11 protein-coding genes are annotated in these 16,618 nt (G+C 39.0%); 3 read left to right on the forward strand and 8 right to left on the reverse strand.

Features of this window, described 5'->3' with window-relative positions:
• Positions 1 to 686: 686 nt before the first annotated feature.
• From AACU33_RS34885 to lepB, 6 genes are all read right to left on the reverse strand, one after another.
• Positions 687 to 1,439 carry an N-acetylmuramoyl-L-alanine amidase gene (locus AACU33_RS34885; RefSeq protein WP_096594815.1) on the reverse strand — a complete coding sequence of 251 codons (753 nt, stop codon included), beginning with the start codon at positions 1,437 to 1,439 and terminating at the stop codon, positions 687 to 689.
• Positions 1,440 to 1,617: 178 nt separating this feature from the next.
• Entirely contained in the window at positions 1,618 to 2,139 is a 522-nt protein-coding gene (locus AACU33_RS34890; protein ID WP_339376454.1) for an HPP family protein, read from the reverse strand.
• 653 nt (positions 2,140 to 2,792) lie between these two features.
• Entirely contained in the window at positions 2,793 to 4,628 is a 1,836-nt protein-coding gene (locus AACU33_RS34895) for a two-component system response regulator (protein WP_096594817.1), read from the reverse strand.
• A complete protein-coding gene (locus AACU33_RS34900) occupies positions 4,625 to 7,828 on the reverse strand; it encodes a hybrid sensor histidine kinase/response regulator (RefSeq protein WP_096594818.1) in 3,204 nt (1,067 codons plus the stop codon). Before AACU33_RS34900 ends, AACU33_RS34895 begins: the two co-directional genes overlap by 4 nt.
• Positions 7,829 to 8,384: 556 nt before the next feature.
• Positions 8,385 to 9,170, reverse strand: a complete 786-nt coding sequence (locus AACU33_RS34905) for an MOSC domain-containing protein (RefSeq protein WP_096594819.1) — start codon at positions 9,168 to 9,170, stop codon at positions 8,385 to 8,387.
• Between the two features lie 167 nt (positions 9,171 to 9,337).
• Positions 9,338 to 9,979, reverse strand: coding sequence for a signal peptidase I (lepB, locus tag AACU33_RS34910; RefSeq protein WP_096594820.1), 642 nt, complete (start codon positions 9,977 to 9,979; stop codon positions 9,338 to 9,340).
• A 243-nt stretch (positions 9,980 to 10,222) separates the two neighbouring features.
• Here lepB and AACU33_RS34915 point away from each other — a divergent pair, with 243 nt between their 5' ends.
• Positions 10,223 to 11,542, forward strand: coding sequence for a dihydroorotase (locus AACU33_RS34915; protein ID WP_096594821.1), 1,320 nt, complete (start codon positions 10,223 to 10,225; stop codon positions 11,540 to 11,542).
• A gap of 264 nt (positions 11,543 to 11,806) precedes the next feature.
• Complete coding sequence (locus AACU33_RS34920; RefSeq protein ID WP_096594822.1) at positions 11,807 to 12,988, forward strand: patatin-like phospholipase family protein; 1,182 nt, start codon at positions 11,807 to 11,809, stop codon at positions 12,986 to 12,988.
• A 1,045-nt stretch (positions 12,989 to 14,033) separates the two neighbouring features.
• On the opposite strand, the gene tsaE is transcribed toward AACU33_RS34920, so the two are convergent.
• Complete coding sequence (gene tsaE / locus AACU33_RS34925; RefSeq protein ID WP_096594823.1) at positions 14,034 to 14,516, reverse strand: tRNA (adenosine(37)-N6)-threonylcarbamoyltransferase complex ATPase subunit type 1 TsaE; 483 nt, start codon at positions 14,514 to 14,516, stop codon at positions 14,034 to 14,036.
• The gene (locus tag AACU33_RS34930) at positions 14,506 to 15,876 is read right to left on the reverse strand and encodes a gluconeogenesis factor YvcK family protein (RefSeq protein WP_096594824.1); all 1,371 of its coding nucleotides are present in this window, start codon (positions 15,874 to 15,876) and stop codon (positions 14,506 to 14,508) included. The genes tsaE and AACU33_RS34930 overlap by 11 nt, the downstream gene beginning before the upstream one ends.
• Before the next feature lie 172 nt (positions 15,877 to 16,048).
• Here AACU33_RS34930 and ruvC point away from each other — a divergent pair, with 172 nt between their 5' ends.
• Positions 16,049 to 16,540, forward strand: a complete 492-nt coding sequence (gene ruvC, locus AACU33_RS34935) for a crossover junction endodeoxyribonuclease RuvC (RefSeq protein ID WP_096594825.1) — start codon at positions 16,049 to 16,051, stop codon at positions 16,538 to 16,540.
• Positions 16,541 to 16,618 lie beyond the last annotated feature (78 nt).

Raw genomic sequence — 16,618 nt, forward strand, 5'->3', positions numbered from 1 at the left:
AACTTTACAATTCATTGAAATGCAGATTCATCATAGGTAGGGCTTGTGCCTTACCTACTTAATCTCATGGCGTGCTATACAATACCACTAAGTAAAAATGAAAACCTGCGGTCAAAAGTTGTAACCTTGTTAGTCGGCTACTTGTATTTACTAGTTATTGTTGCCAGAAAATATTTTCATCTGACTTATCTGACTAATAATACAGTAATTTCCCTTATTTGTTATCAGGGGTATGACACCTCATTACACAATAAACTCGGTAATTAAACATAATCGATGGCATTCATAATATAGATACTTCTGCGTAAATGTGCGGTGATTAATATCCTAATCGGGGAGTGATTGCGATCGCATATGTGTATACTCGCAGAGCGCAAGGAAGCATTGCTTATAGTGGTCTGGCGCATTAATTTTGCGAAAAGAATAAATTCGTAGTCAGGCTTACCCTACGGTTAAGCTGCGCGAACATTGTTGAATTTACCAAGCACTAACTAAAGTAAGTAGGTAGGCATGAATAAACCTAACTATCTAACGGAATGTAAATCTCTCAAAACCCTTGCGATTGCTTCTCTCCGTTTGCAATGACGTAGTTATAAATTTTCGCGCCCACCTACTTACTGACTACGAATTCATTAAACCTTCTGCTATAGATTGATAGCTTTTCTTAGAGTTGCTGCATCATCTTGTTAGACAATTTTACAGTGTCCAGCAAAAACGAAATGCGTATCTCGGTTTCCTTTAGTTTTATCAGGCCACTTCACCCAATAATGATGTTCTTCAAAACGAGCATCTAATACTGAGTACTTGCCAGGAGGAATCTCAATTAGAGATTCTTTAGGTAGATCTGATGATTGATCTGTCGATGGTTTTAAAAGAGTTGACGTTGTAATTTCTAAAACCCGCTCTTTATCAGCTTTGACTGTATCTTCCTTTGATTCACCAATTAATCCATCTTTGATGGCTTCAGCCATTTTTTCAGCATCAAAGATATCCATATCTGTTTGAGAGTCACAAAAGCAGCACTCCACTAAAATAGCTGGCATATGGGTATTTCTCAAGACAGATAAACTGGTATTTTTCACACCTCTATTATTAAATCCAAGTTTCACAATCTCATTGAGAACTGATTGAGCTATACCTTTAGAAGCGTTACTAATAGCGAAAACTTCCGTACCATTAACTTTACTGTTGAATGCATTAAAATGTATGGAAACAAAAATATTTACATTATTGGCATTCGCTTTATTAGCTCTTTGCAGCAGAGAATCGGTAACAGTACTAGCTGTTTTAGGAGTGCAATCAATCACAGTATGACCAGCTGCTGTTAATTTTTGTATGAGCAGCGTACCGACTTCTTTAGTTAAAATATCTTCTTTCTTGATACCTAATGCTCCTGTATCAGGCGGGCAATTGTGCCCCATATCAATACCAAATTTCATAACCGATCTCCTGGTGACTAGCTGGGAAGGAAATTTGTCTACAAGAACAATTCCATATAGTAATCCAAGAGCGATCGCCTAAAATACGGAAGACTGGCAAGAAATAGTTGGTATGTCTTAATTGTAGGAGCAGCAAACTTTAGCACCGAGATTGCTGCTCAAAATCTGATATGGTGGCTTACAACCAGTACTTAGGATAAGTCCTCTCGTGTGCCAGATTGTTGAAAACTACGGCACAGAGTACCAGAATTATCGAACCTTCTAGTGCTGGTGTGAATAGAAATTGCCATTGAGCCTTTGTCATCATCACAACTAATGCAACTGCTCCCGAAGGCGGGTGTAAAGTACCAGTCAGCTGCATCATCCCGATAGCTGTGGCTACCGCCATTCCCATCGCCCAAGGTTCCGAACCGAAAAGATGCAAAATAGTGAGGCTGACTAGGGCGGCGATAAAATTACCGCCAATCACATTCCGAGGTTGGGCTAAAGGACTGTCAGGTATACCAAATATTAAAACGCTGGTAGCACCAAAGGGAGCCATCAGCAAAGGAGAATTAGTTTTAACAGATAGATAAGCAGTTGCTGCTATGCCGATAAAACTACCAAGCCAAGACCAGAAAATATGTATGTGATGGGGTCTATCTAAAGGAACTGAACGCTTGCTCCCGCAGAGCTTAACACAGTAGTTTTTCCATTTCAAGGAAACGCTTTTGTAATTGAACTTGGGCAGATATGTGTAATTAATTCGCTCTTTGGGTAGCATAGTCTTTTATAAACTTCATCAACAACCACATTAAAAAGCAGCAACCTCAGAAAAGTTAGCTGCACAATACTTCCCTTGCCTACTCTCAAATTGAGAAATTAACAAAGGAAATGACTCCGACTTTATTGGCGAAAAAATGTCTCAAGTTTAGATAAATGCTGAATCTGCAATGCAATATTAGCCTTATATCTCAATGCGAAAAACAAGGCTTATCCTGCATAAATCAGCATTTTTAGGGGAAGATTGCTCTCTACCCATGAATGCAAACTTAAGAACTTTGTTTAATTATTATTGAATGTCAGGATTACATAACATTTTAAACTTAATATTCCTTTAAATTTGTAAAATTAGAGTTCTAACATATAGAAAAAAGTCATCTATCTCATAAATATTACTTATAAATAGCTAATTAGCAAGATTGGAAAAGCTTTTTAAGCTGTTACTTGGTCATGAGTCATCTATCTTTTGATATAGAAAATACTACGTTCAGTTAAGACCATAAACGAATGTAGAGACAGTACTCTCAAGTCTCTACATTGCCCCAAAATTACAACAATAATGCTGAAATAAACTGTATTAAATATCAATTTTTACCATCGTGGTGCAGTTGTGAGTAAATTCAGAACCGATTGCTGTTCTATCGGTCGAGAAAATAGAAATCCTTGAGCGAATTCACAGTTTAAACTGCGCAACTGAGCTAACTGTTCTGTGGTTTCCACTCCTTCTGCGATCGCTCTCATCCCCATTGAGTCTGCAATGCCAATCATCGCGGGTACTAAACCCAAATCATCTTGATTTTCTTGCATCCGCTTGACGAAAGACTTGTCAATTTTCAGCGCATTTAAAGGAAAGCTATGCAGGTAACTGAGAGATGAATAACCCGTACCAAAATCATCCATAACTAACTTAATTCTGCGCTCTTGTAATTGTTGAAGAATAGTTTTGACTGCATGACTATTTTCCATAATTACACTTTCGGTAATTTCCAGTTCTAAGTTTTCTGGATTTACTTTAGTTTCATAAAGTATTTCATCAATTTGGGCGATTAAATTTGGTTGGTAAAATAATCTAGCACTTAAATTGACGCTGATAGTTAGGGATTCTGGTATTGCTGGGTCGTGTTGCCATAAATGTAATTGTTGGCAAGCTGACTGTAACACCCAGGTATTAATAGCATTAATTAAACCTGTTTCTTCAGCTACAGGAATAAATTCTGCTGGCAAAAGTAAACCACGTAGTGGATGCTGCCAACGCACTAACGCCTCAAAACCTGATATTTTGCCTGTGAGTAAAGAAACAATTGGTTGATAGTAAACAATAAATTCTTGCCGTGCTACAGCTCTGCGCAGATCGTTTTCTATCTCTAAAAGCTGGATTGCTTCTTGATACATTATCGGATCGAAAACATGATATCTAGCTCTTCCTAAAGCTTTAGCACGATACATTGCCGTGTCAGCATCGCGAAGTAAATATTCTGGGCGCTCGTAGTCTTTATTTCCCCAAGCGATACCGATACTGGCATTCATAAATACCTCGTATCGAGTGAGTTTAAATGGGATTGATAGCTGCTGGAGAATACGTTCGGCAACCTCAATGACCATATTAATATCTGTGGCGTTTTCTATCAAAATGCCGAATTCATCACCGCCTAATCTAGCTATAGTATCCATCGGTGTTAAAGATGTGCGTAGCCGATGAGATATGGCTAGTAGTAATTCATCCCCTACCAAATGTCCTAGAGAATCATTGACAACTTTAAAGCGATCGCAATCTAAATAAAGTAGAGCAAATTGATGATTAGATTGTTGTTTAGCACAATTTAAAGCATTTTCTATACGCCGGATAAACAAAGCTCTATTTGGTAAACCAGTCAGCGAATCATGCAACGCTATATCTAACAATTTACTTTGCAATTGCTGACGATTCTTAATTTCTCCCTGGAGTTTTTGCAGAGCTTTTTCGAGTTCCCCAGTGCGCTGTTTTACTCTTTGTTCGAGTTCGACGTTGAGCTTGACAACCTCTTGTTGTGCGGCTCTCAATGCCAATTGATTTTGGACGCGTACCAACACTTCTTGCAATTCAAAAGGTTTGGTAATGTAATCTACACCCCCAACCTTGAAAGCTTTGATTTTATCAAAAACATCATCTAAGGCGCTAATAAAAATCACTGGAATATTAGCAGTCAGATCCCAAGCCTTAAAACGCTGACAAACCTCATAGCCATCAACCTCCGGCATCATAATGTCAAGTAAAATCAAATCTGGTAATACTGTTTGACAAGCAGTTAAAGCCATTTGCCAGTTTAAAGCTTTGCGAACGTTATATCCTTCTCTGGTAAGCAGTGCGGATAAAACTCGCAGGTTATCTGCCATATCGTCAATCAGCAAAATATCTTTTTTCTCAGGGTCTAACCGCTCGTAGTTCATTCTGCGTTTGTTCTAGTCAATTCCATAATTTTTTCAAACTGATAGTTGTTTGCTAAATCCCGGAAAAGCCGTAAAAGTTGACTTTTTTCTGGGGGAATTTGCTCAAGCAACTCTAGAATCATGTCATCGCTACAGCTAGCTGCGGCATGACGTATATTTCTTAACCACTGTGGAGGCATTTGCGACAAATGCCAGATGAGTTCAGCTTCGCTAGGAAATATCTCGGTTTGTTGACTAGCAGCTGTATTTACAGTCTCTACTGGGCTGATATATTTTACGCCCAGATGTTCGCTGACTTTTTCTAGTAATACTTCTTTTGTAAATGGCTTGCGAATAAAATCATCGCAACCGATTGATAATATTTTCTGTCGTTCTTCCTCAAAAGCGCTGGCAGTTAAGGCGATAATCACCGGGATGTGTTTGGTTTCCCTAGCGGTACATACTGGCACTGTTAACTGTTGACCGACAACCATTCTGCGTGTTGCCAGATGGGGTGGTAAGATGTCCTGTTGATACTCTATTTGTTTTTTAATCGCTTTCGTCGCTTCGTAGCCGTCCATAACTGGCATACGCATATCCATAAAAATCAGGTGGGGTTGCCATTCCAGATATTGAGCGATCGCTTCTTGACCGTTACTAGCTTCCTTAACGCTAAAGCCGATAGCTGTCAGCATTTTCACTAACACCAACCGACTATCTCTAACATCGTCAACTACTAAAATACGATATTCTTCTTGATCCGGTGCTAACCCAATTACTTGGTTTTGACCTTGCTGAATCCGAATTTCACTAGCTGAAGCTGGGCTAATTTGAATATCAAAAATAAATTTACTTCCCTCACCTAGAGTACTATTAACAGTAATATCTCCACCCATCATTTGTATATATTTACGGCTAATAGTTAAGCCTAGCCCTGTTCCCTGATGAGAATTTCTACCAGTTTCGGTTTGGGCAAAAGCTTCAAATAAAATGTCAATTTCTTCCGCAGAAATACCAGGCCCAGTATCTTGGACTGCAAAAAATAGCCGCAGATCGTCTTGCTCGCCTGCTTCCCAGCTTACCTGTAGTGTCACTTTACCTTTATGAGTAAACTTAATAGCATTGCCCAGAAGATTTAGCAAAACTTGCCGCAGTTTACTTTCATCAGTTTGTACGTATTGAGGTAAATCGGGGGCACAGACAAATACTAGTTGTAAATCTTTAGAAGTAGCACGCAGACCAAACATTTCTTCTAAGCTTTTCAACAGACGAATTAAGTCAAAACTGTTGACATTAAAAGTCGTTTTACCAGCTTCGATTTTAGACATTTCCAAAATGTCGTTAATTAAATTGAGGAGATGCTCGCCAGCACGATTGATAATCGCCAAATTCTCTTTATTGTCAGCAGATAAAGAATTATCATTGCTCATCACCTGGGTGAAACCAAGAATAGCATTGAGGGGAGTACGCAATTCATGGCTCATATTGGCGAGAAATTTGCTTTTGGCACGGTTTGCTCGTTCGGCTGCTAATCTGCCTCTAGCTGCAATTTTTTGCGATTGAATCAGCTGTTTTTGGGTACTTTGTAGTTGTTGAATAACTTTTAAGAGTTCTTGGGTACGTTTTTTGACTTGTAATTCTAAAAGGCGATTGTATTGTGTTAATAATTTATCTGCTTGTTGAGGTTGGGTAACATCAGAATAGTTAGGAATGGTAGCAGCAATATTGCCTAATTCGTCATATTTAGGAATTCTTACAGCTTCTATCGGCATCGTCTTATCTAAATCGCGAACTTCTAACTCTTTAACTCTCAGGCTTTGCCCTGGTGAGGCTTTCAATCCAGGTAAGCGATATTTAACTACAAGCTGCTTTCCAGCTACATTCGTACTACTAAGGGGTATAGCTGTAAAAAACTTAGTTGGTTGACTCTGATTTTCAGATAAGACTTGATTTAAGATTGGATGTTGTGCTTGAAAGCTAGCAGTAGACTCTTGCTGTTGATTTTCTATATCAGATAATTTAGTTAATTTTGCTTGTTCCTCGATAGGGTTATTTTCTATTGTCCGTTTCCACTTAGCTGATTTATTGAATTGCATAATTAGCTTAATTAACCAATGCGCAGTCAGAATACCAAATTGTGCAACTATTAAAAAGGTGACTAGATACAAAAAAATAGTAGTGTTGTTTGGGTAAATTGGTTTGATAAAGTCAGCTTCGGAAATTACCACCACAATCAGCCAGTCGAGACCAAACTCGTCCTGCCAATTTTTTACCTTGACAAAATAGCGTGTTCCTTGGGTGGTAAAGCTAATCTGTTGTTTGCCAACTACAAACCCTAAGCTACCAAATCGTTGCTGTAAATATGTAGTTGTGAATTCGATTAAGGAATCTCGATCGCCTCGAATAATATTGTCTGGTAGTTCTGGTGTTGAGGAAGCTACGATCGGTCCAGAACGATCTAATATAAAGGCTCTGCCACCATTGCCAACTTTTAATTTAGCTAAAAAGTTACTAATTTTTGACGAAAGCAAATTGATATCAATGACTCCAACTAATTTATGAGTGCGATCGTAAAGTGGATAGCTGGAAGATAGGGAGATAATTTTTGGTTTATTCTCCCATTGATAAATTTTATTTCGGAAGGGCTTGCCCAGATTAATTGCATTTATATACCAAGCTTCTAGACGCGGATCGTAATTTTTAATTTCTTTGAGATCGTTGCGATTGCCTTGCCGATCTGTAGTGTAAACATAAAGTTTACCAATACCATTTTTTTGAGAAATCTCCTTAATTAATAGTGTGCCGTCATTGAGGCGTTCAATCCCGATAAATTCACCTTTGGGATTGGCAAACTTACTATAGCCAATATCCGCAACCTGCATTTGTTTCCAAAGGTAATGTTTGGTGGTTTCCAAGTCGCTAAGATTGAGCAAACCTAGCTGCATGACATCCCAGTTAACTTGATTAATTTGCTGAGGAGTCGTTAAGTATTTATCAAGGTGTTGTTCGATGCGATCGCAGATTTCACTAGCTAACTGAGTTGCAATTTCTGTCACCGCTTTTTGTCCGTTTTGCAACACCAGATAGCTGACAAGTCCCACTAATCCACAAAATTGCACCACAATCGGCACAATCACAGCAGATTTTAGGGGCATCATATTTATAGAAGCTTTCTCAACTAAGCGGTTGAGAGATTGGACTGTCTGAAGTTTAGATAACATTTTTGGTTGATATTGTCCCCATTGCTACGCTAGGGGGTGTTGCCATATAAGCTACAAGTAGGATCGGGGTCAGTACTACTTTTGTTGGAAAAATGCCCTAAAGCATTTTGTCGATTTTTGTATAAAAAATAGCACTTATATGTTTAATCTATTTTTTTTAATAATTTAGTGTCTCCCCTCCTCAATCTGGAATTTGTGTTATAACAGGCTAATTTACTGAGTTTTTCCTAGTATGCATCAGCAGATTTTCTCCGATGAAGTGCAAAATTATGTTTATACCCGTTGGTATTCGCATCCATATTGGTTGAAATTTAACCAATTAACTACAGTATCCAGTTCTAGATTCACTGTCACAATTGACACCAGAAATCTTAGTTCAATTTGAATTGTTTTGCACTTGAGTATCAAGTCTCTAAAACTCTGCTGTGTGGCAAACAATCATACATATTCAATTACAAAACTGGGAAAATTACTAGATAATATAGGCGGTTAAATAGTAAAGAAATTTTGGATATTTTTGCTTTTTAATTTTCTTTTTAAAGAAAGATTAATAACGTTAAGGAAATATTGCAACCTCGTCGCCAATTTGTAAACTATTGGCAGATGATAAGTCCGATCGTCTGGTATTGACGCTTAATCTGTAAAAGTGATTAAACCGAGATGAGGCGACCCAATCTGGAAAGGTTGCTTGTCGCTGTTGCACAAATATTTTTTGAAAATTGGTCTCAGCTTGTCCGGAATCGGGATCGCGGGTAGGGACTACGCAACGTTGACAAGGCTGAATTCCTAAAAAACTGACATTTCCTACGCGAAAAGAAACGGTCTCATCGCTGTGGCTGCTAAATAACCGATCTTCCCAAAATGCTGGTACACCGCCGATTTCTATATTGGCACGCATTCGACGGCGCATTTGTTCCACCGTCATACCAGGAAACCAAGAAGTTACTTCCGTCAAAGTAGCCGTACTAATTACTGTCGGCCCGGAACAATTGCGATCGTCAGGAAAACCCATGAGTGAATTTTGCTGCAATGTTACAGCAAACCCAAAAAAATCACTCAAAGTTGCCTCTAGTAGCTGCTGTTCCCGATCGAGATGAAAAACTTGTGGTGATTCACTATCTGGGATTTGCAGAGATATAGTTCTATCTAAGAGTGCAAATTTTGCTCGCAACAAATGAATTTTGGCGTGGCGTTTGCCATTGACAATATTACCGCGCTCATCCACAAGAGCAAATTCACGGTCATATGCTAACGAACCACTAGGGAGAACTTTTGCGCTCTCAACCTCTACGCCATCAAAAGACTTAATTGGATAGAGTAAAATTTTTGCTAGGTACGGCATTAATCAGGATGAATTTGGAGATAGCTAATTGAGGGATTGGGATTTTAGACGCAAATCTCAAAACTAAAATCCCCAATTGACAACTCTGCTCTTGCTTATCTAATGTAGCAAGATTATTCAATTGCCCATCAAATAGCCAAGCTTCCGCATCAATATATTGTTTTTAACTATGGATATAGCGGTGATTTATCAATGCCACCTATGTGATTCAGCGGCCAGAAACGCAGCACCGCACGACCGATAATATTCTGCTCCGGGACAACACCCCAGCAACGGCTATCGTAGCTACTATTACGGTTATCACCTAGAACTAGGTAGGAGTTTGGGGGTATGGTCTGGGGTTTTTCTAGAAAAGGCGGCTGCTGTCCTGAGGTGCAAACATCAATTGATGTGCGTTGTTGGCTGCTCAGGTATTTATCTTCTTGGAGGGGTTTGTTGTTGATATAGACTTTGCCGTTTCTGAGTTCTACTTTTTCTCCGGGTAAGCCAATAACACGTTTAATAAAGGCATCCTGGTATTGTTCTTTTTTTAGCTCGTCTGTAGGCGAAAAGACCACAATGTCTCCGCGTTGCGGTTGGGAAAACTTGTACTTCAATTTATCTACAATTATCTTGTCTGCCTCCCACTGGTTTGGAGTCCCATGTAAAGTGGGTTCCATCGAGCCAGAAGGAATCCAGCGCGCTTCGGCAACAAAAGTACGAATTCCTAGGGCTAGAACTATGCTTAATATAACTGTTCTACCTAGCTCTGCAATCCAAGAATGATCGGGTTGTTGACTAGAATTTTGCTCGGGCACTTGATTTTGCATGAAATTACTGAAGTAAAGATAAGATGCTGTAATTAACTTGCCAAGGGAATATTATTGTTGAGACTTAAGTAGGAGAACCGTGTTTTTATAGTTATGTTGCCATTTTTACAGGAATATACATAGTTAAAAATAAACTTTTTTCCCAATTGCGGCAAAAATTGACTACTAAGAGTGCAACCAAGTTTAACCTAAAAAGATAGTTCTCTGTTATGCATAGTCCTCTATCCCAATATTATTAATTCCATGTCATCTCCAAAAAGTTTACTGATTCGTCGCGCCCGGATAATTCTACCTAATGGTGAATTTATGGTTGGGGATGTGCTGACGCGCGATCGCCAAATAGTCGAAGTTGCACCACAAATCTCAACACTAACGCCTACTACAGAAATTGACGCTGCTGGGTTAACTTTGTTGCCAGGAGTCATAGATCCGCAAGTGCATTTCCGCGAACCTGGACTAGAACACAAGGAAGATTTGTTCACCGCCAGTTGTGCTTGCGCCAAAGGAGGCGTAACTTCCTTTCTGGAAATGCCTAACACGCGTCCGTTAACCACTAACCAACAAACTTTAGACGATAAGTTACAACGTGCCTCCACTAAGTGCTTAGTTAATTATGGCTTTTTTATTGGGGCTACAGCAGAGAATCTGCCAGATTTACTGACTGCCAAGCCGACACCAGGAATTAAGATTTTTATGGGGTCAATGCACGGTCAGTTATTAGTTGACCAAGAAGCAGCTTTAGAGGCAATCTTTGCTCAAGGCGATCGCTTAATTGCCGTTCATGCTGAAGACCAATCTAGAATTAACCAACGTCGCCAAGAGTTTGCGGGGATTCACGATCCGGCAATTCACTCCCAAATTCAGGATAATCAAGCGGCACTGTTGGCAACTCAGCTAGCATTAAAACTTTCTAAAAAATATCAGCGTCGCCTCCATATTCTGCATATGTCAACCGCCGAAGAAGCGGATTTGCTGCGTCAAGATAAACCAAGTTGGGTGACAGCAGAGGTAACACCACAGCATCTATTATTAAATACGAGTGCATATGAAAAAATTGGCACCTTAGCACAGATGAATCCACCTTTGCGATCGCCTCATGATAATCAAGTTTTGTGGCAAGCTTTGCGAGATGGTGTGATTGACTTTATCGCCACAGATCACGCACCCCATACCTTAGCAGAAAAAGCTCAAGAATATCCGAATACTCCCTCTGGAATGCCTGGGGTAGAAACGTCCCTCGCTTTGATGTTAACCGCCGCAATGGAAGGACAGTGTACGGTTGCCCAAGTTGTGAATTGGATGTCCAAAGCTGTGGCTGAGGCCTATCGTATTCCTAACAAAGGTGCGATCGCTCCAGGTTATGATGCTGATTTAGTACTTGTAGATTTAAATACTTACCGCCCAGTCCGGCGTGAAGAACTGTTAACTAAATGCGGTTGGAGTCCCTTTGAAGGTTGGGATCTGACTGGATGGGCTGTCACAACTATTGTTGGTAGTGAAATTGTCTATGACAAAGGCAAGTTAAATACAGAAGTTCGCGGTCAAGCTTTAACTTTCTTGTAGCTCAGATTTATTTCCAACTTACGTACTGTACAACTATAAATCCTTATACCTGAAGGTTTTGGTAGTACTGACCAACTTTAGGTATATCAGCGCCATTGCTGGATATTATTTGAGCGTATAAACTTGTCGCTTACAGAGAATTTATCAGTCGATAAATTCTCTGTAAGCGACAAAGTTTTTCATGCTGAAAATTTTTAGTAGTAATTAATTGCCTGAAGCAGTATATCCAAAAAATTACTATATGGACAAATAAGGAGAATAAATATGTCTTTCAAAATTCTCAGTTTAGATGGTGGCGGTATGCGTGGAGTCATTTCAGCACGCATACTCCAAGAAGTTGAACAACAAATTAGAAAGCAGAAAGGTCAGAATTTAAATGAATACTTCGACCTGATTGCTGGTACTTCTACTGGGTCAATTTTAGCAGCCGGAATTGCTGTAGGTAAAACGAGTACAGAACTGATAGATCTATATATTAATGAAGGTAAGCGGATATTTCCACTCAAATTCAAAAACCGCTATCAAATATTCCCATCATTTATTCAACAAATTCTCGAAGCATTTTCACCAAGCAAATATTCTCATGAAGGGCTGATTAAAGTCTTAATAGATAAGTTGGGATATAAGCGAATACAAGATGTAGAGAGTCCGATGCTTTTGATTCTGGCTTACGATACCCTCTATCGCAACACAACGTTTTTTACAAATTGTCATCCCGATTTAGGCTACCGTTGGTACGATGAATGTTATTTATGGGAGATATGCGTTGCTTCTGCATCTGCTCCTACGTTTTTTCCACCATATAAATTAGAGCCTGTCAATAAACAGAAATTTGGCAACTGGGTGTTCCCGCATATCGATGGTGGAGTATCAGCTAATAATCCTGCTTTAGCAGCTTTGAGTTTGGCAATGAGAATTAGTAATTCTTCAGATTTACTTGTCTCAAGAGAAACGAAACGCAAATATAAATTAGAAAATCTTCAGATGAAAGACATCGCCATTCTTTCTATTGGAACAGGACAAACTGGCGAACCATATCAATTTGGGCAAGTACACAAATGGAAGCCCTTAGACTGGGCGCAACATATTACTGATATTTTTATGGAACCCTCCTCTGAAATTGATAGCACTATTTGCCGACAAATTATGGGTGGATATGAATCTCAACGTTATTTACGCCTTCAGTTTGATTTAAATGAGAGATTTAAAGCTAAATCCGGAGAGACATATAAAGATACTCGCATTATATTGCGACCAGAAGAGCGAAAAAACAAATACACAGGCAAAAAAGTTAGCGAGGAAATTGATGACGCCAGCCCAGAGGTGATTCAACAATTGATAGATGCTACATCGGCATTTATTCATCAAGGACATACTTACTATACAAGAGATGATGTAGGCCCTAATGTCAAAGATGCGATCGCCTCTTTTATTGCTATTAACTAGTGTATCTACTTAGAAAGATATTTAGAAATAAAAAGCAAAATATTAAATTTGAGAAAAATCTCGTACACATACGAGATTTTCGAGTATTTTTACGAAGTAAAAAATAATTTTTATAAAAATATAAGTAATAACTCTATCTATTTATAAAATAAGTATTCTATTTTTAAGTAATAATAATTTGATTTTAGAATAACGACTATTTAATAATATAAATATTTTCTGTATAAATATTGGACTTCTATGTAAATAGTCGGTATACATCTAAGTTATACCCCTGAAATATATCAAAGTATTTTCAACTTTTATCGGCATTTTTTCGGCATTTAAGTACTTTACTATTTATGGCACACATTAAATAAACATAGCTTGCATAAATAAATTTGAATCTGTTCTGTAAAAACTCTGTTTTCAAATAAGTATCGCTCTATATATGCTTAAATGACAGAGTTTAAACTGTGTCATTTAGAAAAAATATTGGCTGTATTTGCCAAATGCAGCTAAATAGCTGACTAATGCTTAACAAATTCAAGTAGAAATTACCCAACAATCATTTCAACAAAATCAAACATCCAAATTATCAAGGTAATCTCAGAATGAAAAAGCATATTGCCAATAGATTAGCAACTTTCAGCAAATAAATTTGCCATTCTCAGTGAGAAAATATTCCGCCTAAATACAGTAGTTAAGATGCAAAAATCGCGCTTTTACACTGTTCTTCAAGGTAGTTTAATTTCTGCATTGATGTACTAGTCATGAATTCAGCCAAGAAATAGTAGATGCCGATCAAGCATCCTTTTTCTGATGTTTACTTATGCTGTTGATTTTGGGAGAGATTGAGGCACATATGTTAATTGATGATTCTAATAATTCTGATGAACGTGGTAGTGGCAGATAGCATAAATATAGATTCTATATTATCTATTTGCTGGAATTGAATTAAATAGAAAAGACAAAAAATTCTCAAAAATTAAGGCAGAAGGGAAAAACAAAAATGCTCTCTTCTGCCTAATTTATGCAAAAATATCTTACTGTACAATGTCACAATTCAGTATTCTTTAATTTCGGGTGCGATATTGGCAATGACTTCGCTAATAGAGTAATTGTATGAAGTTATTTGAGCTTGGCGATCGCCTTCATTACCATAAGTCAAATAGATACTAATATAACTATCTGGTTTGTAAGGCATTCGTTCTGCCCATTCAATTGCCACAATTCCTGGCGTAACTTCAAACCCTTCCCAATAGCTCTCTAAGTTTAAAGCAGCAACCTCTTGTGATTCTAAGCGATATAAATCCAAGTGGTAAAGAGGAAGCCTTCCCTCTGCGTACTCATTAATAATCGTAAAAGTAGGACTGACAATTGGTTCAGAAATTCCCAAACCTTTGCCGATACCTTGCACTAAAGTAGTTTTACCAGCGCCTAAATCACCTTCAAGTAAAATTACACTGCCAGCATTTAGAGATTTCCCCAAACTAATACCCAAATTTAAGGTAGCTTCTGCATCTGCAAGCACAATTTTATTTGCCATGATGCGCTCCACTGTACCACCGCAACAAGACTTTTGCTAGTTTCTCAGGATTGTGACGAACATAACCTGTTTCATCTTCAAACAAAACATTAGCAGGGACAATTCTTCGTCCTAAACGAGTTACATCCTCTCGATCTAAAAATACGGGGTGAGAATTTTGTTGCGCGTAGCGGATAAGTGAGGTAGCGGAAGGAGATTTTTTGTGTACTAGTACAGCATCAAATAACCGCCTATTGCCAGTAGCTGCATCAATTGCTCTAATATGATCGGCAACTGTATATCCTTCAGTTTCCCCTGGTTGAGTCATAATATTGCAGACATAAATGCGAAGGGCGTCTGTTTGAGCGATCGCATCAGCAATTTCTGGTACTAATAAATTAGGAATCAAACTCGTATAAAGGCTACCAGGGCCAATAATAATATAATCAGCTTCTTTAATTGCTCTAATAGCTGCGGGTAAGGCTGGAGGGTTAGCAGGAATACAACCAATTTTGACAATTCTACCGCCAGCCTTGGGAATGCTAGATTCTCCTTCAATGCGGCGACCATCAGCTAATTCTGCCCACAAACGAACATCGCTGAGGGTAGCTGGTAAAACCTGACCCCTAACGGCTAAGACTTTGGAACTAGCCGCAACAGCTCGTTCCAAATCTCCAGTAATATCACTCATCGCCGTTAAAAATAAATTACCAAAACTATGGCCGCTTAAACCATCCCCAGCCCGAAAGCGGTATTGAAATAATTCTGTAAGTAATTTTTCTTCATCTGCTAATGCTGCCAAGCAATTGCGAATATCCCCTGGTGGTAGTACTCCAAATTCTTGGCGCAAACGCCCCGAAGATCCACCATCGTCAGCTACAGTTACAATGGCGGTAATATTGGCGCTGTAGGTTTTCAGTCCCCGCAGCAAAGTCGAAAGACCTGTACCACCACCAATCACCACTATTTTTGGACCTCGGTACAATCGGTGATGTGCTAAAAGCACATCAATCAGTTCCTCTTCGCCTTCTGGCCTGAGTACTTTGGTAATTGAGCCTACGGTACGAGTTTGCCCCCAAAGTAGCAACAGTAAGCCGCACAGCAGTACTAAGGGGCCGCTGATATAGTTGGGTAAGATGTCAGTAATGAATCCTAAAAACCCCCTAATCAATTCTATTGCCCAAAAAATCGGGGTCAGCTTAATCCAAATCGCCAACCCCAAACTCGCAAGCAGCACACCACCAACACTGATTAGTAACCAACGTTTGACTGATAATCCAGGAGATAACCACTTGAACCACTGGTTCACTCGATGGGAAGTGCGGCTGCGCGACTGCTGTTGCAGGGCGTGGAGGGCTTGTCTGAGAAAAACAATTGACATGGCTGATTCAGAGCAGTAGGACAAATAATAATTAACAGAAAATGTACACTACCTGGTTGAAACACCAAGCATAGACTTATGACAATTTTTCATTCCCATAGACTTTGAGTAAGTCGTCAAAGTTGCCAGCATTGCCAGTCAGAAAATACCTTGTGTGGTAAAAGCGAATAGAATGGAAAAACGTATTTTAGGATTAGATCCAGGGCTGGCGATTTTAGGATTTGGGGTAATTACCTGCAAACAAAATCCAGCTAAGATCCAAGAAACAACCGTTCAGATGCAAGATTTTGGCGTCATCACTACGCCTGCGGATGCGGAAATGGGACAACGCTTATGTACCTTATTTGACGATTTGCACACCCTAATGGAAGAGATACAACCTGACTTGGTTGCGATTGAGAAGTTATTCTTCTATCGTATGTCAAGTACTATTCTGGTTGCACAAGCGCGGGGTGTACTCATGTTAGTGTTAGCACAGCGTCGTCTTCCTTATGTGGAGTTTACCCCGGCTCAAATCAAACAAGCGTTAACGGGATATGGTAATGCTGAAAAGTATGAAGTGCAAGAGGCAGTAGCGCGGGAGTTAAATTTAGAGGAAATTCCTAAGCCAGATGATGCGGCAGATGCTTTGGCGGTAGCTTTAACCGCGTGGTTTCAAGTTTAATTTCAGGCTAATAAATTCTGAATTCAAAACAAAGAATCACAGGCAGAACAAGACAGATTCAAACAACAATTTGATTTT

It is taken from the genome of Calothrix sp. NIES-2098 (assembly GCF_963875125.1).
Lineage (GTDB): Bacteria > Cyanobacteriota > Cyanobacteriia > Cyanobacteriales > Nostocaceae > Aulosira.

Excerpts from the sequence above, each read along its gene's own strand:
- AACU33_RS34885 (WP_096594815.1), bottom strand. The coding sequence starts at position 1,439 with ATGAAATTTGGTATTGATATGGGGCACAATTGCCCGCCTGATACAGGA.
- AACU33_RS34895 (WP_096594817.1), bottom strand. The coding sequence starts at position 4,628 with ATGAACTACGAGCGGTTAGACCCTGAGAAAAAAGATATTTTGCTGATT.
- AACU33_RS34900 (WP_096594818.1), bottom strand. The coding sequence starts at position 7,828 with ATGTTATCTAAACTTCAGACAGTCCAATCTCTCAACCGCTTAGTTGAG.
- AACU33_RS34905 (WP_096594819.1), bottom strand. The coding sequence starts at position 9,170 with ATGCCGTACCTAGCAAAAATTTTACTCTATCCAATTAAGTCTTTTGAT.
- lepB (WP_096594820.1), bottom strand. The coding sequence starts at position 9,979 with ATGCAAAATCAAGTGCCCGAGCAAAATTCTAGTCAACAACCCGATCAT.
- AACU33_RS34915 (WP_096594821.1), top strand. The coding sequence starts at position 10,223 with ATGTCATCTCCAAAAAGTTTACTGATTCGTCGCGCCCGGATAATTCTA.
- AACU33_RS34920 (WP_096594822.1), top strand. The coding sequence starts at position 11,807 with ATGTCTTTCAAAATTCTCAGTTTAGATGGTGGCGGTATGCGTGGAGTC.
- tsaE (WP_096594823.1), bottom strand. The coding sequence starts at position 14,516 with ATGGCAAATAAAATTGTGCTTGCAGATGCAGAAGCTACCTTAAATTTG.
- AACU33_RS34930 (WP_096594824.1), bottom strand. The coding sequence starts at position 15,876 with ATGTCAATTGTTTTTCTCAGACAAGCCCTCCACGCCCTGCAACAGCAG.
- ruvC (WP_096594825.1), top strand. The coding sequence starts at position 16,049 with ATGGAAAAACGTATTTTAGGATTAGATCCAGGGCTGGCGATTTTAGGA.